Origin of the sequence: Chitinophaga sp. RCC_12, assembly GCF_041360695.1 — a bacterium.
Taxonomy (GTDB): Bacteria; Bacteroidota; Bacteroidia; order Chitinophagales; family Chitinophagaceae; genus Chitinophaga.
In genome coordinates this window covers 257,009-276,602 of record NZ_JBFUPS010000006.1, presented here as the reverse complement: position 1 = coordinate 276,602, position 19,594 = coordinate 257,009, and the positions used below count along the sequence as shown (strand labels likewise).

Here is a 19,594-nt window from a genome sequence, read left to right as displayed (position 1 = left end):
GATCGCTCAAAGCGCATCCCTTTCCGGAAAAATTTATTCGGTACGCAAGCTTTTTACCGGATTGGACCTGGCCGCTTTGATCGATTGGTAGCCGACGGTTATAAAAGAGATGACAATGGCAATAACACCCGCCAACGCGAAAAACCACCAGCGGATGCTGATATGATAGGCAAAATTCTGCAGCCATTTATTCATTACCCACCACGCCACGGGGAAGGCGATCAGCAAAGCAAATACCACCAGCTTTAAAAAATCTTTCGACAACATCCCCACAATACCCGCTACGCTGGCGCCCAGCACTTTCCTGACCCCGATTTCCTTAATACGTTTTTGTGTGGCAAAAGTAGCCAGGCCGAAAAGTCCCAGGCAGGACACCATTACAGATAACACAGAGAAAATGTTGAAAAGCTTTCCCATGCGCTGCTCGGCAAGGTATAAGCGCGACAGGTCTTCATTTACAAAACCGAAAGAAAAAGGGAAATCGGTATATACCTGCTGAAATACTTTTTTCATCGTCGCCAGGCTTTGCTGCATATTGGCAGCCGTAGTCCGCTGTACAATATACCCTGTGTTCCCGTTAAAATTGCCGGAACTGCCGTTCCTGATAATCAGCGGTTGTATGGGCTGTTGCACCGGCTTGAAGTTAAAATCTTTTACTATTCCTATGACAATGCCTGTACGGCTATCCATGGTTATTCTCGTTCCCAGCGCGGTTTCCGCGTTTAGCTTCATTGCTTTTATGGCCGTTTCATTGAGCACATAATTATTCTCATCTCCCTTAAAATCTTTGGAAAAAAACCTGCCGGCCTTTAACTGCATCCGGAAAGTATGCACAAAATGATCATCCACCCACATTTGCGGAAACACCAGGTTTGCCTGCGGATCCTTTCCTTCCCATTCAACCGAACGGGTACCGGTGGGCAGATCTGTGGGCAGGTGACTGATAAAAGTATAATCATCTATCTCCGGATACTGGCTCATTACAGCTTTCAGCGCCACCTGGTTCCGCTGCAGGTCGCCCAGGCGGGGAATCGGTACATACAGGAGGTTTTCCTTGTTGTAACCGATATCCATGGTCCGGATATAGTGCAGTTGTTTATACACTACAATAGTGCTCACTATCAGGATTACTGCAATGGAGAATTGCACGATGATCAGGCTGTTCCTGAAAAACGTTTTCCTGCCATGTAGCATCTTTACCCCTTTCAGCACTTTCACCGGGTTAAAAGAAGAAAGGAACAGCGCGGGGTAACTTCCCGAAAGCAAACCTACACCTATTGCTATTCCTAAAAGACCGGCCATGAATTTTATATTCAGCAGGTTAATGGAGATAGATTTCGCTGCCAGCTGGTTGAACAATGGTATCAGCGCCCATGCTATCACCAGCCCTATAATCAGGGAGATAAAAGATAATAATAACGCCTCACTTAAAAACTGTATTATGAGTTGCGACCGCAAAGCGCCCACAGTTTTACGCATCCCTACTTCTTTGGCCCGTTGCCCGGACAAAGCAGTGGACAGGTTCATAAAATTGATGCCGGCAATCAGTAAAATAAAAACCGCGATCAGGGAAAAGATCTTTACCTGTTGATAGTTACCCTGGCCGGCTACATCGAGCATCAGGCGGGAGCGCAGATGCACATCCTTCAGCGGCTGAACGTACAGGAACCCGTTTGTTTTCGTTATATCCAGGCGGCGGTAAAGCGCCTGGATCTGCTGCTGTAACGATGCCAGGGCTGCTGGTGTGCCACTGAAATGATCATCCATCAGCAGGTAAGTATACACATCAAAATTGCCCCATCCCTGTTCCAGGTTGATCGTTCTTTCATAGAGCTGAATGGGAAGCAACATATCAAACTGCAGGTGCGAATTACGGGGAATATCTTTCAGTATACCCGTTACCAGCAGGTTATTGCCATTGTAATCATTATCAATGTGCAGGGTTTTGCCCATGGCATTTTCGGGGCTGCCAAAGTACTTCTTCGCACTGCTGGCGGTGAGTACTACCCCATCGGGCCTGGACAGCAGGCTAGACGCGTCTCCCAGCAAAAGGGGATAATCGAAGATGCGGAGAAAATTACTGTCGGCGTAGTAAATGTTTTTCTCCTCATACTTTTGATTATTTACGGTTACCATGCTTTGCAGGGCGGCCAGCCGGGTGGTGTTCTTTACGCCCGGAACAGCTTCCCTGATGGCCATTGCAGCCGGTACTGGCACCACTGCTGCTGCTATATCCCCTACACGGGCCGTGAGGCGGTAAATATGCCCGGCATTGGTGTTAAAGCGGTCGTAGCCCAGTTCATCCTGCACCCACAGGAAAATAAGAATACTGCAGGCCATGCCTGTAGCTAATCCAAAAATATTGAGGCCGGAAAATAATTTATTCCTGAAAAGGTTTCTGAAGGCTGTTTTCAGGTAACTTTTGAACATATGGGTGCAAGATTGATCTGTTTTGTGAAAAGCTAACAAGGTGCCAGATATGGAATATCTTTATACTAGATAATTATACTTTAAAGTATTTATAATATGTTCGGTTTTAAACCATAAAATGTTCATTTTTAAACCTGTCCCGCCAGCAGATTATCGGCATAATCCGCTGCAAAAATCTGTATCTTAATTTCCGCGAGAAATAATTTGTCCAATAGTCCAGGTGTCATTCGTCATAAGGTCGTAAACAACATCATTCAACGTTAAAATTCAGAAAAATGAAAGAATTCATGATGATCTTCCGACATGCACCGGACCCCAACCGGGTGATAAGCCCCGAGCAAATGCAGGCCATCCTCCGGCAGTGGCAGGACTGGATCGGCGGTATCGCTGCACAGGGAAAGTTTTTAAGCACCGGTCAACTGGGGCAGGAGGCAAAAACGCTCCGGGCCGATAAGGTAATCACCGACGGCCCCTATGCAGAAGTAAAGGAAATAGTGGGCGGTTACCTGATTGTAAAGGCCACTTCACTGGAAGAAGCGATGCAGCTGGTTGATGGCTGTCCTATTCTTCTTGCAGGCGGCCATGTGGAAGTAAGGGACATTATAAAAATGAATTAACACAATCATCAGGTCCGGTGTATAACGATCTTCTTCCTCAACTATTCAAAACAGAGTACAGCAAAATTATTGCTGTACTCTGTAAACTATTCGGCCTTCCGCACATGGAAACGGCAGAAGACATCGTTAATGATACTTTCCTGCTGGCAGCTGAAACATGGAGTTCAAAAGGTATTCCGGAGAATCCTTCCGCCTGGCTGTACACCGTTGCTAAAAACAAAACAAAAGATTATCTCAGAAGAAATAAAATTTTCAGCGAAAAGATAGCTGCCGATCTGAAACTGCACCAGCCACCACCGGAGGAAATTGATATTGATCTCTCCGCCGCCAACATCCAGGACAGCCAGTTGAAAATGATGTTTGCGATTTGTCACCCGGCTATCCCTGCGGAAGCCCGGATAGGGCTTTCTCTGCGTATCCTGTGCGGCTTTGGTATTGAGGAAATAGCGGCCACTTTTTTAACCGGTAAAGAAACGATCAACAAAAGATTGTTCAGGGCAAAGGAAAAGCTGAGAACAGAAAAAATAAACATCGAATTGCCGGAAGAAGCGGACATCGCCCAACGGCTGGATAATGTACTGACCACTATTTATCTGCTGTTTAATGAAGGCTATTATTCCACTACGCAACACCAGGTGCTGCGCAAAGAGTTGTGTCTGGAAGCTATGCGGCTGAATTATTTTCTGCTGGAAAATACAGCTACCAATACGCCAGCCGTAAACGCATTGATGTCGCTGATGTGTTTCCACGCTTCGCGGTTTGAAGCCAGGACCAGTGATTCCGGCGCGTATATTTTATATGAAGAACAAGACCGCAGCCTGTGGAATGATGAATTAATCAGCCGGGGGAATTATTACCTGATTGAAAGCGCCCGTGGTACAACCCTTTCCAAATATCATCTCGAAGCCTCCATTGCCTACTGGCATTGCACTAAAACAACGGTGAAAAATAAGTGGGAGAACATTCTGCAACTGTATAACCAACTGCTGCAACTGGCCTATTCTCCTGTAACCGCATTAAACCGGACGTATGCTTTGTCGAAAGTAAACGGCAATGCCGCCGCTATTAAAGAGGCTGAAAAACTGGCGCTTTCCGGCAACCATTTATATCATTCGTTGTTAGGCTACCTGTATACCGGCATCGATGATGGAAAGGCACTGCAACATTTTACCAGCGCTTTGCAACTGGCAAAAACGCCAACCGATAAAAATGTTATTTCGCAATACATGCATAAAATCACGATTAATTCCACGGGTAAATAGTCCCTTTATTTTTGGACTTACGGTTATCCTGCAATGTCAAATAAATCAGTCTTTTACCGGCTAAAATCCTTGCATTACCGGGAGCATTTTCGTATCTTCGTTGCTGCTTACCGGAAGCCATCAGACAGTCTTTTTTAATCGTAAAACAGCTACTTTTTTGCCACTCAGCCGGCAGTTATTGCCCGGTTGTTTTCAACTGCTTTTATTGCATGTAAAAACGGTATCTCCGGATACCGGAGGGGATCATTTGCTTTTAAAGTAGCAGTGGCAGGAAGAATAATCATATGGAAGAACAAATTATTACGCGGAAGCCGGCGTTTAGAGAAGCGCTTAAATTCTGGTTTAAATTAGGATGGATAAGTTTTGGCGGTACCGCCGGCCACATTGCCATTATGCATGATTATTTAGTGGACCGGAAAAAGTGGATCAGCAACAGTAAGTTTCTGCATGCCCTGAATCATTGTATGATCCTGCCCGGACCGGAAGCACAGCAATTATCCATCTATATCGGGTGGTTGCTGCATGGCAGGAAAGGAGGGCTCGCTGCCGGTATCCTGTTTGTATTGCCATCGATGTTTATTTTACTGGGGCTAAGCATCATTTATGTGCTCTTTGGCAATATCCCGTGGGTAACCGCCATGTTCGCCGGATTAAAGCCCGCTGTGATTGCCCTCATCCTTATCGCCATGTTCAGGATCGGGCAGAAAGCGTTACACGGACCATTGCATTACGGGGTGGCGGCGCTGGCATTTGCATGCATTTTCTTCTTCAACATTTCCTTACTGGCCATCATTGGCGGCGTAGTTGTTGTTGGTATCGTCACCCGCATGATATGGCCCGCCGCGTTACAACACCAGGAAAAAAATACAGCAATAACCGGAGATGAAGAACATACGTATGTGTTGAATAAAAACACCGTATCGCCCGGAGAGGGCTTCCAGGCACGGCGGCTCCTGAAATTACTGGGCATTGCCTTTATCGCCTGGCTGCTTCCGTTTGGACTGTTCCTGTTGTTTTTCAGCGACTTTACGTTCTGGAAAAATATGGGGTTGTTCTTCACACAAACCGCGTTTGTGACTGTAGGCGGCTCGTATACGGTGTTGCCTTATGTGGCGCAATACAGTGTTACAAAACTGCACTGGCTCAGTAAGCTACAGATGATCGATGGTTTTGCACTGGCGGAAACAACACCCGGTCCGCTCATCATTGTATTATCATTCGTGGGTTTTATGGCCGGTTATAACCATTTTGGCGGCTCTTTATGGATGGGTACAGCCGGACTGCTCGCCACCACCTACTTTACCTTTTTGCCCTGTTTCCTGATGATTTTCGCCGGTGCTCCCCTGATAGAGAAAACGCATGGTATTGACATCATCGAAGGCATTCTTGGATTAATTACCGCCGCTGTAGTGGGTGTGATACTAAATCTTACTTTATATCTCGGGAAAGATGTGATTTTTCCAGGTGGCATTTTATTCAGCAAACCGGATATCCTGGCGCTGGTATGGATGATCGTATCATTGGTGCTGATGCTGAGGTTTAAAATGAATATTTTATACCTGATTGGGTTGAGTGTATTGTATGGGGTGTTTCATTATTTGTTATACCCTTAAGGGTATAATGTAAGAAGTCTGTAATTTTTTATACCCCTTAGGGTATAAAAATGAAAAAAAGATTTAAATTTATACCCTAAGAGGTATAATTTGAAAACACTGGCTACCATCATAAAAGAACTTCGGAAAGCAAATGGCCTTACCCAGCAGGATCTTTCACAAAAATCCGGGCTTGGGTTACGCTTGATTAGGGAAATTGAGCAAGGCAAAACATCCATGCGTATGGATAAAGTTAATCAACTGCTGGCGCTTTTCGGCATGGAACTGTCGCCAACGCCTAAAGCACGAAACAATGAGTAAGACAGGGAAAGTATACTACGGCAATACGTTAGCAGGCCATGTAACGGAATCTGATGCTGGTTATGAATTCTCGTACAGTGAGGATTACTTGTCTGATAAATCAGCCAAACCAATTAGCCTGACTTTACCTTTAAGTCAATACACTTATCGGAGTAAAACACTGTTTGCTTTTTTTGATGGCCTGATTCCGGAGGGGTGGTTACTGGACATTGCCAAAAAGCATTGGAAGGTAAAAGCAAACGACAGGTTTGAATTATTGCTTCTCACCTGCAGGGATACTATCGGTGCAGTAACTGTAGTACCTGACCATAAAGACGAATAGTTATGCCTAATTGCTTACTTTGTTATGAAGACGCAGGTGATCAGCATTATCATACTAAATGCGCAAAACGTTTTTTTGGTACCGCAAAAATGCCGGAACTTGAATTAAGCAAACGTCTGCTTAAAACTCTTGCGGAAAGTACCATTAATCAAAGAATATCGCTAACGGGCGTGCAACCAAAATTATCTGTTACATTGGAACAGGATAAAGAAAGTAACCGCCTTACCATAGTGGGTTTATGGGGAGAGTATATCTTAAAGCCCCAGCATAATGAACTGGAAGCCATGCCGGAAACGGAAGACCTCACTATGCATCTCGCAGCGATATTTGGTATTCCGGTTTGCGATCACGCTTTATTAAGAGCTACGGATGGGAACCTGGTATACATTGCCCGTCGCTTCGATCGGGCTAAAGGAAAGAAAGTCCATGTGGAGGATTTTTGTCAGTTATCTGAATTCCTAACAGAAAATAAATACAAGGGATCTTATGAAAGAGCAGGTAAACTGATTTTACAATATTGTACTAATACCGGACTGGATGTATTGAAATACTTTGAACTACTCATTTTTTGCTATCTGACAGGTAATAATGATATGCATCTCAAAAACTTTTCATTACTCTATCTCGAAGATAAAATTGTTCTCAGCCCAGCTTATGATTTGCTGAATGTAAACCTGGTGTTTCCGGATGACAAAGAAGAAACAGCCTTGATGCTTTGCGGGAAAAAGAAAAATATCAAGTTAAAAGATTTTGAAACATTGGGCCAGCTCCTGGGAATACCAGACAAAGCCCGCAGCAATAGTTATTGTAAATTTCAGGCTGGTAATAGTAAAGTTCGGACGCTGATTGAAGCCTCTTTCTTAAACAGTGAAGCCAAGTCTGAATATTGGAAAATCTGGAATAAAAAGCAAAAAATATTTGAAGGCGGCAGTTTGTAATTCAGGTCATTATCCTCAAATTTTCATTCGTCACTTCTTTTTTCTTAACCCATCCAGCGCCAATGCCGTCAGGTCTTCTGTTATTTTCGTCGGTGAATTACAATCACAGTTACTCATTCCGATTACGTAAATATCTTCACCGGGAATATAAACGCCCATTGTTTTGAACCCGAATATACTGCCGCCATGTTCTCTGGCCGGTATCCCTTTTATTTCCCTGATGTGCCAGCCATACCCATAGGCAAACTCTTCTCCATTGTTCAATTTATACTTCGTAAAAGCCTTTTGGGTTGCTGCTGTATTGAGTAACAGGTGCTGATTCAAAGCATTCTGCCATTTCAGCATATCGCCGGCGGTGGACATCAGCGAACCAGATGAAAAAGGAACACTGAAACTGATCATCGTTTTATTAACGTATCCATATTCCTTTTTGTGATATCCGTATGCTCTTTTTTTGATGATTTGCCTGTCGCTGCAGTAGTGAGATTGACTCATCCCAACTTTATCGAAAATATGTTTCCCGATAAAATCTTTATATGTCTCTCCGGAAACCAATTCTATGATATATCCCAGCAGCACATACCCCGAATTATTATACGCAAACCTTTCGCCTGGTGCAAAATCGGCTGGTTCGTTTTTGAAAAAATTGACCATCATTTCAGGACTCATATCTTTCTGCGCAATCGTCGAAAGAGATTTCATGCTGGTGAAGTCCTTAATGCCTGAAGTATGGGTCAATAAATGATGTATCGTTATTTTACTTCCTGAAGGATAATCGGCTATGTATTTTGAGACAGGGTCCTTTACACTTAATTTACCTTGTTCTTCTAGCATGAGAATCGCTACAGCCGTAAATTGTTTGGTCATGGAACCCAACTGGAACACATTCTCCGGCGTCAAATTTACATCTGATTCCAGGTTAGCCTTGCCGAACGCTTTCTGATAAATAGGCTTCCCATTTTGAGCAACCATAAATACCGCACCGGGGCCATCTTTATCATTGAATAGTGTTAGAACTAAACTATCCATCTTGCTTTCAAGGCTTTGTGCTGAAGCAATATTCAGGGAAGTGCAAATTATCAGCGATAGTAATAATAAGTTATAGATCAACTTTATTCGAATCATTTTATGGAGGGGATTTTATTACATGTGTCCAGGATCAATATGCCTGGCATTGATTTAAAAATACACGAATGAGTCAGCTGATCTATGAAAATGTTACGTAAGTAGAAATATTTGGGATGAAAAGGACCAAAGCTATCCAGCACTGATCACTTTTCTGTGTTGCTTGCCCCAGGTTATCAGGTATTCCACAATCGGGTACAGGGATTCGCAATAATCCGTCAGCTTATATTGTACATTTTTGGGAAAATCGGGATCTTCTGTTCTTACTATCAGGTTGTTGAGTTCCATTACCTGCAACTCTTTAGACAGCATGGAAAAGGTTATACCGGGTATACTCTGTGCAATTTCACGGTACCGGGAGAGACCATTATATAATGCTAAGACCACCGGCATACGCCATTTGCCACTCAGAACATACAGGGCATCCTGCGCATATTTAATTTCTTTCTCATCCTTCATCGTACAGATGTACGGTCGTTTCTTTTTCTTGTCTTTTGTCATGTGCTATGGTTTACAATAGCAATTTAAAAATCGATCTGTGTAGCCGCTACTTTTGTCAGGTATAGCAATAAAAGTAGCGCTAATTATTAATAGAAAATAAATTGAAATGACAGCGAATAAAAGTAACAAATTACTTCATCTGACTATCGAAAACGGCGTGGCCAATATCACCCTGGATAACGCACCTGTTAATGCACTATGCGGGTCATTGATCAAGGCCTTGAAGCAATTACTCGGGGAGTTATCCTATAATAAAGATGTTAAAGTGATCGTGTTTGACAGTGCAAACCCGGATTTCTTCATCGCTCATGTGGATATAAATATTCTTGAGGAACAAGGGATATTGGAGGAATTAGCCAAAGCAGCACCGGAAGGGTTGAATATATTTCAGGCGGTTGGTGAAATGCTCAGGGAGCAGCCCCAGGTAACGATCGTAAAATTGAAAGGTATTGCCCGTGGTGGTGGAGCCGAATTTGTTGCGGCGGCAGACATGTGCTTCGCGGCTGCAGAAAAAGGGAAACTGGCCCAGTGTGAAGCACTGATGGGTATTATACCAGGAGGCGGAGCCACGCAATATCTTTCTTCCAGGATGACACGCAGCCGCGCATTGGAAATTATACTGGGAGCCGGCCTGTTTGATGCTGCTACTGCAGAACGCTATGGTTGGATCAACCGCGCCTTGCCGGATAATGAAATCGATCTGTTTGTAAATCAACTGGCGCAACGCATTGCGGCCTTGCCGGAAGGTGTAATGGCAGCTGTTAAAAAAGTTTTAGCTCCGGCCAAAAATGTAGAAGGCTTTAAAGCTGAAAATGATGGTTGGGCGACGCTGGCATTTACTCCACGTACTGCAGAGATCATGAAGAAAGTAATGGCAAACGGCGCACAAACGGTGGCAGGCGAATTAAGACTGGAAGAATTATTAAGAAATATAGTGTAAGTGCCCCGGGGTTTTACACCTACCTGTTACCGGGCAATCCCGCCAGAAACGAAAAAGGACAGACAAATCACATATTGAAGTAAATACTTCTTGCATTGATACAAGAAGTATTTACTTCAATGGCCGGTGTTTTAAAACACCGCTTCAGGATAATCGGTATATCCATTTTCCCCTCCACTATACAACGTATCCCGGTTGATTTCTGACAATGGCAAATTATATTTAAAGCGGATTGCCAAATCGGGGTTGGCAATGAATGGTGCACCAAAAGATACCAGGTCGGCTATGCCTTCTTTCAGAATGGCATTCCCGCTTTCCTGCGTAAAGCCCAGATTAGCCATCAACCTGCCGCTGTAGTGATAGCGGAAATGGCTGAAATAATTATCCTGCAATACTTCTACCGGTGTACCTGTTAAAGTTTCTGCTGGTCCAACAATGTGCAGGAAAGCAAGATTGTAATCATTCAGTTTTTTAAGGATGTACTGGAACATGGGGATAGTTTCTTTATCCGGCGTCACGATGCCTACATGGCTGTATGCGACCGGTGTAAACTTGATCGCTATCCTTGTGCTTTCCCATACTTCCAGGATGACATCCAGTATTTCAAATATAATACGTGCACGATTTTCAATACTGCCACCATACTCATCGGTGCGATGATTAGTGGCCAGGCTTAGAAATTGAGGTATTAACATGCCAGCCTGTGCATGTACTTCAACGCCATCAAATCCTGCTTCTTTCGCATTCTTAGCTGCCTGCCTGTAGTCCTGTATAGTTTGTTTAATTTCAGCAACGGTGAACTCGCGGGGCGTTTGTGTATCTTTAAAGCCCTGTGGTGTAAAAGAATGATTTTGCGGATTAATGGCGGAAGGCCCTGCCGGCAATTCACCATCAAAAAAATCCGGATGAGATGCAGCACCAATATGCCCTAATTGAGAGAAGATTAATCCTCCTTTGTTGTGTACTGCCTGGGTCACCAGTTTCCATCCTTCAATCTGCTCCTGCGTATAAATGCCTGGCACATTAATAAAACCAATGGACTTCGGATTCACCCAGGTGCCTTCACTCAATATTAAGCCTGCTGAAGCGCGTTGTGCATAATACCTGGCCATCAATGGTGTAGGAACCAGGCCTGTATTGGTGGCACGGCCACGCGTAAGTGATGCCATTACCACCCGGTTTTTTAATTTCAAATCACCTATCTGATATTCCTCTAACAGAGGTTGTGCTGTATTTCCCATTGTTTTTTTAAAGCAAACTTCGGGCATATGCCCCAGCGTTACAATACGGGAGAAACTAATGCCATAGGGATAAATTTATCCCATTAAGGAATTAAAATACAATGCCTATTTTTGAATAAAGTGAACAGCATATGTACGAAAGAAAGACTCCCCTCACAATAGATTGCGGACTGCACCTGACTAAAGAAGTGCTGAATGGCAAATGGAAGCCAGCCATCCTCCGTGCTATTTCGATGGATGTAAAGCGTCCAAGCGAGATACTACGCTTATTTCCCGGAGCTACCCGCAGGGTGCTGAACGTACAACTCAAAGAATTGGAAGGGCATGGTATGATAGAGAAGAAAACCTACCCGCAACTACCGCCTAAAGTGGAGTATTCGCTTACGGAGATCGGCTGTTCGCTGATGCCTATTATTGATGCCATGAACCAATGGGGTGATGCTAATCGCAGCTTTTTGGAGAGTGTTATTAAGCAGGCACCTAAGATTAGCGAAACTTCAAAATCGACATGCCAGATTTATAGACATATGATGGTAACGCGTAAGATCGGATAAGGTTTGGCTATAGGATTGCTGCTCATCCAATCTCAATCCCTCAAATCAAAAAAGCCTCCAAATCTTTCGATTTGAAGGCTTTTTCCTGGCGGAGAGAGAGGGATTCGAACCCTCGATACAGTTTAACCCGTATGACGGTTTAGCAAACCGTTCCTTTCGGCCACTCAGGCATCTCTCCATTATTTCCCTGAAGGGGTTGCAAAAATAGGAAAAGTTTTATATTCTCCAAAAGCAAATTCCGTTTTTTACAAAAAAACTTGCCCTGAGCACATGGAAATCCGCTGAAAGGCACTCCCCATGCGGGTGGACATGAAAAAGCCGTGCAGTTGCTGCACGGCTTTTTAAAATAGGTTATCAGGGCTAAGGCCGGCTTTACATGGCCGCCAGTTGTACTTTCTGTTGCAATTCAATTACACTGTCACGGAAGTTATTGTCAGTATCCATCAGGTCCTTTACGGTTTGACAGCTGTGGATAACGGTGGTATGATCGCGTCCACCAAAATGTTCACCGATTGTTTTCAGGGAATTTTTAGTAAATGATTTAGCAAGATACATGGTGATTTGCCTGGCCTGCACAATTTCACGTTTACGTGTTTTTTGCAACAGCTTATCATAAGGCACATCAAAATATTCGCAGACCATTTTCTGGATACTCTCGATTGTAATTTCTTTGGAAGATGTTTTTACGAAAGATTTCAATACGCGTTTCGCCAGTTCCAGGTCTATTTCCTTACGGTTCAGCGACGATTGTGCCAGCAGGGAAATCAGTGCGCCTTCCAGTTCACGTACGTTTGTCTGGATGTTATAGGCTACATACTTCACTACTTCTTTCGGCATTTCCAGTCCATCGTTCCGCATCTTCATTTCCAGGATTTCCATCCGGGTTTCAAAATCGGGGATCTGGATATCAGCGCTCAGTCCCCAGCGGAAACGGCTCAGTAATCTTTCCTGTACGCCATCCAGATCTTTAGGCGCCTTATCAGACGTTAGGATCAGTTGCTTGCCGGATTGGTGCAGGTGGTTAAAGATAGCGAAGAAGGCATCCTGTGTTTTCTCTGCGCGGGCAAAGAACTGGATATCATCTACGATCAACACATCTATCAACTGGTAAAAGTGGATAAAGTCGTTGATGATATTATTCTTGGAGTGATCTATAAACTGGTTAATGAATTTCTCTGCACTTACATATAACACCGCTTTGTTCGGATGTATACGTTTTACATCATTGCCTACTGCCTGTGCAAGATGCGTTTTTCCCAAACCTACTCCACCATATATTACCAGCGGATTAAAAGAGGTGCCACCGGGCTTTTCGGCCACTGTTTTACCTGCACGTCTTGCCACACGGTTACTGTCTCCTTCTACATACGCATCAAACGTATAATTGGGATTGAGCTGCGAGTCAATCTGTACCCTTTTAATGCCCGGAATAACAAAGGGATTCTTAACCGGGTTGTGAATCGTTAAAGGAAAATCTACTTCATTGTCTTTCTGAGGTTTGGTAAACTGCGTGGGCATGTTTACTGTTCTGGGATGCTGATGTGGCGTACCGTTCTCTACTACAATGCGATACTCCAACCGGGCTTCTTTACCTAATTCTCTCTTGATGGTTTTTCCTAACAATCCCACATAATGCTCCTCAAGGTATTCATAAAAGAATTGGCTGGGGACCTGGATGGTTAAAACATTGTTTTCAAGTTTAATGGGTTTAATAGGTTCAAACCATGTCTTAAACGGCTGCCATTCTACTATATCCCTAATTATATTAAGACACTTTTCCCAAACTTGTTCGCAAGTTTTATTCATTGAGATAAAAAAAATTAGTTGTTTCTTAATTAAGGATGCTTAGTTCTCGAATTCGAAATTCCCCAACGCAGGAAGTTGAAAAATTTTCAGACAGGACGACGAATATCTGTAGAAAATGTTGAAAAAAAAAATTTATCTACCCTTGTTTATATTCTCCTGATTACAGAGTACCAAAACCCCTTTTTCCACTACTGCTGTGGCTTTACAGCCCAGACGTGACAAGGTTTTCATTACTATAAACCCCATTGATTAACAGCACCTTTATCTTTTCCATTCTCCTTTTTATCATAAATATGGATATATAATTGATAAAATAATATTGTATCCTTTCTCTCAAAAAAATATGTTCACTGTTAAGTCATGAGATATTCACACTTTTTCGGGAGAGGGTGCAAAACTATGTTAGTATCTCCATTTAAAAAAATGTATTAGGGGATAGTAATTGTGAAAGTATTTATTTATATCCACGCGCACCGGATTAATAAAAAATATTTGTCCGCACTAAGCCGAATACCTTATCTTTGACCCTTCTGAATTTAAAATAATTTTTCTATGAGTTTTGAAATTACCGGAAAGCTGATTGTGAAGTACAACACGGTACAACGTAGCGAAACTTTTAAGACAAGAGAGTTCGTTATTGAGAAGTCCGACGACATCAATGGCCGTGTTATCAACAACTATATAAAGTTTCAGTCGGTGCAAGACCGCACTGGTATTGTAGACCGGTTCAATGAAGGTGAAAACGTTAAAGTTTATTTCAATATCAAAGGCACCAGATGGGAAAAAGATGGTAAAGTGAACTACATCACCAACCTGGACGCATGGCGTATGGAATCTGTAATGGCAGCACCTGCTCCGGGCGCAGATCCACAGCCTAACTACAATACTCCACAGATGCCTGCAAGCGGCGGAGATGGCGGCGACGACCTGCCTTTCTAAGCTGAAAAGCATCACACAAAAGCTATTGAAGCGAAGATATAAGCGGATTACATCCCCTTATGTCTTCGCTTTACTCATTTTATACATTACCCCGCATTTGCTATCTTTGCCGCAGTTTTAGGATAAACACCTAACCGCTAATATGATACAACAAATATCTCTCAAATTACTGCCGGCCGATGCCGCCTCTCATACAAATATCATACAGCACGCTGCTGCCACACTAAGTGTAAAGCCTGCCGACATTACAGGATTCAATCTGCTGAAACGCTCTATAGACGCACGTTCCAAACAGGTGTTCTTTGTCCTTACCATACAGGTATTCATTAACGAACCTTTTGAAGAAAGGCAACACACCCATCCGGTATATCCATCTCTGCCAGCCAATGCACCACGGGTGCTGATTGCAGGCGCCGGACCCGCGGGCCTCTTCGCCGCCTTGCGGCTCATAGAAGCAGGCGTAAAACCAGTTATACTGGAACGCGGTAAAGATGTACGCGCACGACGCCGCGATCTCGCCGCCCTCAATAAAACAGGTATCGTAAACCCCGACTCCAACTACTGCTTCGGCGAAGGCGGCGCCGGTACCTACTCCGATGGTAAACTATATACCCGCTCCAATAAACGCGGCGATATTAACCGCATCCTCAACATATTCGTACACTTCGGCGCAGAAGATAAGATTATGATCGATGCACACCCGCACATCGGCACCAACAAACTCCCGCATATCATCACCGCTATGCGCGAACAAATCATCAACAGCGGCGGAGAAGTACACTTCGAACAAAAAGTAAGCGCCATACAAATCAGCAATGGCGCAGTTACAGGCGTGCAAACCGCCACGGGGCAAATATTCGAAGGCAAACAACTAATTCTCGCCACAGGCCACTCCGCCCGCGATATATTTATCATGCTCCACCAGCAAAACATTTTGCTGGAAGCCAAACCCTTTGCCCTCGGTGTGCGCGTGGAACACCCGCAGGAACTCATCGACAATGCACAGTATCATTGCCAGGTGCGTGGCGAATATCTCCCGCCAGCCAGTTACAGCCTGGTAGAACAGGTGGAAGGCCGCGGCGTATTCTCTTTCTGTATGTGCCCGGGTGGCATTATCGCCCCCGCAGCTACCGATCCCGGCGAACTGGTGGTGAATGGCTGGTCGCCTTCCAAACGAAACAACCCCTTCGCTAATTCAGGCATGGTGGTTACCGTTGATGAATCCGACTTTGCACCATTCGCACATCACGGCCCGCTTGCAGCGATGTACTTTCAACAGGCGGTTGAAAAACAGGCGTATCATGCCGGTGGCGGCAACTTCGTGGCGCCCGCACAACGCATGACCGACTTTGTCAATAAAAAAGTGTCTGCATCCTTGCCTGAATGCTCGTATGTGCCGGGTCTCAACAGCGTGGATCTGCGCAGCGTATTACCCAAAGTAGTACACCAGCGCCTCGCCGGCGCCTTTAAAGCCTTTGGCCGCAAAATGAAAGGATACTACACCGAAAATGCTGTACTGGTGGCCACAGAGTCACGCACCTCTTCACCGGTACGCATTCCCCGTAATAATGATACGCTGGAACACCCGCAGGTGGCAGGTCTTTATCCCTGCGCGGAAGGCGCCGGATATGCCGGAGGGATCGTATCCGCTGCAATGGACGGCGAACGCGTGGCCGCCATCATCGCCGCAAAGTTGTCGTAACGATATTCCGACTTATTTATTGGGGATTAATCACTAATTTTTCACCATGAACCTACTCGAAGTCAAACACCTGAAAAAACATTATGACACCCACAAAGCGGTGGATGATGTTAGCTTTGATATACAGCAGGGCAGCATCTTCGGATTACTGGGTCCTAACGGCGCCGGTAAAACAACCCTGCTCCGCATGATTACCGGTATCTTCTACCCCGATGAAGGCCAGATCATTTTCAACGGACAAAAATTCAACCCGGAAAACGATGTGCAGTACATCGGGTATATGCCGGAAGAAAGAGGTCTCTATAAAAAAATGAAGGTAGGCGAACAAACACTCTATCTCGCCCAGCTCAAAGGACTCTCCCGGAAAGAAGCGGTACAGAAGATCCAATACTGGTTTGATAAATTCGATATCAACTCCTGGTACAACAAACGGGTCGATGAACTCAGTAAAGGCATGCAGCAGAAAGTGCAGTTCATCTCCACTGTTCTACATCAGCCCAGGCTGCTGATCCTCGATGAACCCTTCTCCGGCCTGGACCCTATCAACTCCAACCTCATTAAACAGGAAATTTTCAACCTCAGTCAGCAAGGTACCACCATTATTTTCTCTACCCACCGCATGGAACAGGTAGAAGAAATCTGCGACCATATCATGCTGATCAACAAAGGCCATAAAATACTGGACGGCAGCGTAAAACAAATCCAGCAGGATTTTAAACAGGGCCTTTTTAAAGTAGGCCTGGGCACGATGCCTAATCCTGCACAAATGGCTACTTATCACTTTAACATTGTGCAAACACATGATAAGGCGTTTACCGTAAAAATGAATGAAGACAGCAGCACCAACGATATCCTGCTGCACTTCATCCGCCAGGACATTTCTGTTACATATTTTGAAGAAATCCTTCCTTCTATCAACGAGGTATTTATCACCCAGGTGCAGCAAACCGAAAACAGCAACGCCCCCGTAGCTGCTTTGCCGCTGGCCTGATTAACCTGCTACTTATGGAGAAAATCTGGCTCATTATAAAAAGGGAATTCTTTACCCGCGTGCGTAAAAAATCATTCCTCATCACCACTATACTGGTACCCCTGGCCTTTGCTGCCATGATCATTGTGCCCATCCTTTTATCTACTTCTTCCAGTGAACATAAGCTCATTGCGGTGGTAGACAAAAGCGGGTTGTTTGAAAACAAGTTCCCCGATTCCAAAGGCGTATATTTCAAATACGTGCAAAACCAGCCCATCGATAGCCTCAAACTGCATTACAGTGACCTCGGCTATGAAGGCGTGCTGTATATCCCCGAGTTTGATATCAACAGGCCCTCCGGCTTTGAATTTTACAGCAGCGGCCAGGCAAGCATCACCATAGAAAACAGTATCAACAAGGATATCAACAGCATCATTGAAAAGAAACGCATGCAGCTGCAGGGGATTGAACCCTCTAAAATGGATGAAATCAGGTCGGATGTGGAAGTAACCTTTAAAAATGGTAAGGACGAAAAGAAAGGCAGCTCCTGGGTGTCTTATGGAGTAGGCTATGCCAGCGGGTTCATTATCTACTTTGTACTGTTACTGTTTGGTACCTCCGTTATGCGGGGCGTGATGGAAGAAAAAGTGAGCCGCATTGCAGAAGTAATGATCTCCAGCGTGAAGCCTTTCCAGCTGATGATGGGAAAAATTGTAGGCATAGCCGCAGTGGGCCTGCTGCAATTTTTTATATGGGGTATCTTCATTACAGCCATATATTCCCTGATACCATTGTTCTTTTCTCCTGAAAGCATGCAGGCAGCTGCCGCCCAGGGCAACCCGGCACAAACGGCTGAAATGGTGCACAGAATGCGGGAAGTGATAGGCAGTATCAACTGGAGCTTACTGGTACCTTGCTTTGTGTTGTATTTCCTGGGAGGGTATCTCTTTTACTCTGCCTTGTATGCCGCCATTGGCAGTTTGGTCAACGAAGATGCTTCCGACGTACAGCAGCTCACCATTCCCGTAACAGTGCCCATCATTATTGGTATCATGATTATGATGAAGGCAGTACAGGACCCTGGTAGTCCGCTCGCGGTATGGGGCAGTATTATCCCGTTCACATCGCCGATGGTAATGATGGCGCGGCTGCCCTATGGCGTTCCCGGCACAGTACCTTACTGGCAGCTGATATTGTCGTTTGTTTGTCTTATTGGTGGCTTTTTGGGTACTACCTGGTTAGCTGGCAGAATATACCGCACAGGGATCCTGATGTATGGAAAGAAAATTACGCTGAAAGAAGCGATGAAGTGGGTAGTAAGAAAACCATAAAAATTTTGTGAGATGGTTACCGGGGCAGTTGTTCCGGTAACCAATCAAATATCGAAGCTATTTAAACGGCGGATGGTTTCCCTGAACTCCGTCCATATTTCCGCCAATACAGCTGCTGCAGGCTTTATATCATGTATCAGCGCACTTACCTGGCCTATTTCCAGTTCCCCTTCTTCGAGGTTACCTTCAAACATGCCTGATTTGGCGCGGGCGCGTCCCAGCAAGGTTTTCAGGGCATTTATATCTGCGCCGTTATCTTCTGCCTGCCGCACCGCCTGGTAAAAATTATTTTTGATAAGGCGCACCGGTGCCAGCTTCTTTAAACTTAACATGGTATCACCTTCTTTGGCATTTACCACCGCCTGTTTAAAATTTATATGGGAAGATGCTTCGGGGGTTGCTACAAAACGGCTGCCTACCTGCACACCAGATGCGCCTAAGGCAAATGCTGCTGCCATGGCTTTCCCGGAGCCTATGCCCCCGGCTGCAATAACCGGTATTTTTACCTGTTCGCATACTGCCGGGATCAATACCATGGTGGTGGTTTCTTCGCGGCCGTTATGACCGCCGGCTTCAAATCCTTCTGCTACTACTGCATCTACGCCTGCGGCCTCGCTTTTTAATGCAAAGGCTGCGCTGGATACCACATGCACTACCTTGATGCCTGCCGCTTTCAGTACCGGTGTCCACGTTTTAGGATTCCCGGCAGAAGTGAACACAATTTGTACTCCTTCTTCCAGGATAATATTTATCAGCTGGTCAATATCCGGGTATAACAAGGGTACATTCACTCCGAAAGGCTTATCAGTTGCCTGTTTACACTTTTGAATGTGCTCCCGCAATACGGCAGGGTACATGCTTCCCGCGCCGATGAGGCCCAGGCCGCCGGCATTACTAACTGCGCTGGCTAAACGCCATCCGCTCGCCCAAATCATGCCAGCCTGGATAACAGGATATTGAATATCGAATAAGGAAGTGATACGGTTGTTCATAAGCGAATATA

General features: G+C 44.8%; 18 protein-coding genes and 1 tRNA gene. 12 read left to right on the top strand and 7 right to left on the bottom strand.

Going from position 1 to position 19,594, the window contains the following annotated elements; genetic code table 11:
• Nucleotides 1-33: 33 nt before the first annotated feature.
• Nucleotides 34-2,430 carry an ABC transporter permease gene (locus AB6805_RS19465; protein ID WP_370911114.1) on the bottom strand — a complete coding sequence of 799 codons (2,397 nt, stop codon included), beginning with the start codon at nucleotides 2,428-2,430 and terminating at the stop codon, nucleotides 34-36.
• Nucleotides 2,431-2,705: 275 nt separating this feature from the next.
• Here AB6805_RS19465 and AB6805_RS19460 point away from each other — a divergent pair, with 275 nt between their 5' ends.
• The 6 genes from AB6805_RS19460 (at nucleotide 2,706) to AB6805_RS19435 (ending at nucleotide 7,482) form a co-directional block, all read left to right on the top strand.
• On the top strand, nucleotides 2,706-3,047 hold the full coding sequence (locus AB6805_RS19460; protein ID WP_370911113.1) for a YciI family protein: 342 nt from the start codon (nucleotides 2,706-2,708) through the stop codon (nucleotides 3,045-3,047).
• A 17-nt stretch (nucleotides 3,048-3,064) separates the two neighbouring features.
• Nucleotides 3,065-4,309 (top strand): RNA polymerase sigma factor, encoded by a 1,245-nt coding sequence (locus tag AB6805_RS19455; protein ID WP_370911112.1) that lies wholly within the window; start codon nucleotides 3,065-3,067, stop codon nucleotides 4,307-4,309.
• Between the two features lie 284 nt (nucleotides 4,310-4,593).
• Nucleotides 4,594-5,922, top strand: coding sequence for a chromate efflux transporter (gene chrA / locus AB6805_RS19450; RefSeq protein WP_370911111.1), 1,329 nt, complete (start codon nucleotides 4,594-4,596; stop codon nucleotides 5,920-5,922).
• Between the two features lie 90 nt (nucleotides 5,923-6,012).
• A complete protein-coding gene (locus AB6805_RS19445; RefSeq protein ID WP_370911110.1) occupies nucleotides 6,013-6,222 on the top strand; it encodes a helix-turn-helix transcriptional regulator in 210 nt (69 codons plus the stop codon).
• Nucleotides 6,215-6,544 carry a HipA N-terminal domain-containing protein gene (locus tag AB6805_RS19440; protein WP_370911109.1) on the top strand — a complete coding sequence of 110 codons (330 nt, stop codon included), beginning with the start codon at nucleotides 6,215-6,217 and terminating at the stop codon, nucleotides 6,542-6,544. Before AB6805_RS19445 ends, AB6805_RS19440 begins: the two co-directional genes overlap by 8 nt.
• A 2-nt stretch (nucleotides 6,545-6,546) precedes the next feature.
• On the top strand, nucleotides 6,547-7,482 hold the full coding sequence (locus tag AB6805_RS19435; RefSeq protein ID WP_370911108.1) for a HipA domain-containing protein: 936 nt from the start codon (nucleotides 6,547-6,549) through the stop codon (nucleotides 7,480-7,482).
• A gap of 30 nt (nucleotides 7,483-7,512) precedes the next feature.
• Here AB6805_RS19435 and AB6805_RS19430 read toward each other — a convergent pair whose 3' ends face one another.
• Both AB6805_RS19430 and AB6805_RS19425 read right to left on the bottom strand, forming a co-directional pair.
• On the bottom strand, nucleotides 7,513-8,607 hold the full coding sequence (locus tag AB6805_RS19430; RefSeq protein WP_370911107.1) for a serine hydrolase domain-containing protein: 1,095 nt from the start codon (nucleotides 8,605-8,607) through the stop codon (nucleotides 7,513-7,515).
• Nucleotides 8,608-8,739: 132 nt separating this feature from the next.
• Nucleotides 8,740-9,108: a winged helix-turn-helix transcriptional regulator gene (locus tag AB6805_RS19425; protein ID WP_370911106.1), complete on the bottom strand. Its 369-nt coding sequence runs from the start codon at nucleotides 9,106-9,108 to the stop codon at nucleotides 8,740-8,742.
• A gap of 106 nt (nucleotides 9,109-9,214) precedes the next feature.
• Between AB6805_RS19425 and AB6805_RS19420 the strand changes: the two genes are divergently transcribed.
• Nucleotides 9,215-10,048, top strand: a complete 834-nt coding sequence (locus AB6805_RS19420; RefSeq protein ID WP_370911105.1) for an enoyl-CoA hydratase/isomerase family protein — start codon at nucleotides 9,215-9,217, stop codon at nucleotides 10,046-10,048.
• Nucleotides 10,049-10,179: 131 nt separating this feature from the next.
• On the opposite strand, the gene AB6805_RS19415 is transcribed toward AB6805_RS19420, so the two are convergent.
• Nucleotides 10,180-11,289, bottom strand: coding sequence for an alkene reductase (locus AB6805_RS19415; protein WP_370911104.1), 1,110 nt, complete (start codon nucleotides 11,287-11,289; stop codon nucleotides 10,180-10,182).
• A gap of 131 nt (nucleotides 11,290-11,420) precedes the next feature.
• On the opposite strand from AB6805_RS19415, the gene AB6805_RS19410 reads away from it, so the two are divergent.
• Nucleotides 11,421-11,843: a winged helix-turn-helix transcriptional regulator gene (locus tag AB6805_RS19410; protein WP_370911103.1), complete on the top strand. Its 423-nt coding sequence runs from the start codon at nucleotides 11,421-11,423 to the stop codon at nucleotides 11,841-11,843.
• Nucleotides 11,844-11,929: 86 nt separating this feature from the next.
• On the opposite strand, the gene AB6805_RS19405 is transcribed toward AB6805_RS19410, so the two are convergent.
• Nucleotides 11,930-12,021 (bottom strand) — tRNA-Ser (locus tag AB6805_RS19405).
• Between the two features lie 194 nt (nucleotides 12,022-12,215).
• On the bottom strand, nucleotides 12,216-13,649 hold the full coding sequence (gene dnaA, locus AB6805_RS19400) for a chromosomal replication initiator protein DnaA (RefSeq protein WP_079469646.1): 1,434 nt from the start codon (nucleotides 13,647-13,649) through the stop codon (nucleotides 12,216-12,218).
• Between the two features lie 552 nt (nucleotides 13,650-14,201).
• Here dnaA and AB6805_RS19395 point away from each other — a divergent pair.
• From AB6805_RS19395 to AB6805_RS19380, 4 genes are all read left to right on the top strand, one after another.
• Nucleotides 14,202-14,588, top strand: coding sequence for a DUF3127 domain-containing protein (locus AB6805_RS19395; RefSeq protein ID WP_370911102.1), 387 nt, complete (start codon nucleotides 14,202-14,204; stop codon nucleotides 14,586-14,588).
• A 142-nt stretch (nucleotides 14,589-14,730) separates the two neighbouring features.
• On the top strand, nucleotides 14,731-16,290 hold the full coding sequence (locus AB6805_RS19390; protein WP_370911101.1) for an NAD(P)/FAD-dependent oxidoreductase: 1,560 nt from the start codon (nucleotides 14,731-14,733) through the stop codon (nucleotides 16,288-16,290).
• A gap of 46 nt (nucleotides 16,291-16,336) precedes the next feature.
• Nucleotides 16,337-17,281 (top strand): ABC transporter ATP-binding protein, encoded by a 945-nt coding sequence (locus AB6805_RS19385; RefSeq protein WP_370911100.1) that lies wholly within the window; start codon nucleotides 16,337-16,339, stop codon nucleotides 17,279-17,281.
• A gap of 14 nt (nucleotides 17,282-17,295) precedes the next feature.
• On the top strand, nucleotides 17,296-18,591 hold the full coding sequence (locus AB6805_RS19380; RefSeq protein WP_370911099.1) for an ABC transporter permease: 1,296 nt from the start codon (nucleotides 17,296-17,298) through the stop codon (nucleotides 18,589-18,591).
• A gap of 44 nt (nucleotides 18,592-18,635) precedes the next feature.
• Here the strand turns inward: AB6805_RS19380 and AB6805_RS19375 are convergent, their stop codons facing one another.
• A complete protein-coding gene (locus tag AB6805_RS19375; RefSeq protein ID WP_370911098.1) occupies nucleotides 18,636-19,583 on the bottom strand; it encodes an NAD(P)H-dependent flavin oxidoreductase in 948 nt (315 codons plus the stop codon).
• Nucleotides 19,584-19,594: the final 11 nt, after the last annotated feature.

Coding starts and splice junctions, on each gene's coding strand:
- AB6805_RS19390 (WP_370911101.1), top strand. CDS start 14,731: ATGATACAACAAATATCTCTCAAATTACTGCCGGCCGATGCCGCCTCT.
- AB6805_RS19410 (WP_370911103.1), top strand. CDS start 11,421: ATGTACGAAAGAAAGACTCCCCTCACAATAGATTGCGGACTGCACCTG.
- AB6805_RS19385 (WP_370911100.1), top strand. CDS start 16,337: ATGAACCTACTCGAAGTCAAACACCTGAAAAAACATTATGACACCCAC.
- dnaA (WP_079469646.1), bottom strand. CDS start 13,649: ATGAATAAAACTTGCGAACAAGTTTGGGAAAAGTGTCTTAATATAATT.
- AB6805_RS19435 (WP_370911108.1), top strand. CDS start 6,547: ATGCCTAATTGCTTACTTTGTTATGAAGACGCAGGTGATCAGCATTAT.
- AB6805_RS19460 (WP_370911113.1), top strand. CDS start 2,706: ATGAAAGAATTCATGATGATCTTCCGACATGCACCGGACCCCAACCGG.
- AB6805_RS19395 (WP_370911102.1), top strand. CDS start 14,202: ATGAGTTTTGAAATTACCGGAAAGCTGATTGTGAAGTACAACACGGTA.
- AB6805_RS19425 (WP_370911106.1), bottom strand. CDS start 9,108: ATGACAAAAGACAAGAAAAAGAAACGACCGTACATCTGTACGATGAAG.
- AB6805_RS19440 (WP_370911109.1), top strand. CDS start 6,215: ATGAGTAAGACAGGGAAAGTATACTACGGCAATACGTTAGCAGGCCAT.
- AB6805_RS19415 (WP_370911104.1), bottom strand. CDS start 11,289: ATGGGAAATACAGCACAACCTCTGTTAGAGGAATATCAGATAGGTGAT.
- AB6805_RS19375 (WP_370911098.1), bottom strand. CDS start 19,583: ATGAACAACCGTATCACTTCCTTATTCGATATTCAATATCCTGTTATC.
- AB6805_RS19430 (WP_370911107.1), bottom strand. CDS start 8,607: ATGATTCGAATAAAGTTGATCTATAACTTATTATTACTATCGCTGATA.
- AB6805_RS19465 (WP_370911114.1), bottom strand. CDS start 2,430: ATGTTCAAAAGTTACCTGAAAACAGCCTTCAGAAACCTTTTCAGGAAT.
- chrA (WP_370911111.1), top strand. CDS start 4,594: ATGGAAGAACAAATTATTACGCGGAAGCCGGCGTTTAGAGAAGCGCTT.
- AB6805_RS19380 (WP_370911099.1), top strand. CDS start 17,296: ATGGAGAAAATCTGGCTCATTATAAAAAGGGAATTCTTTACCCGCGTG.
- AB6805_RS19420 (WP_370911105.1), top strand. CDS start 9,215: ATGACAGCGAATAAAAGTAACAAATTACTTCATCTGACTATCGAAAAC.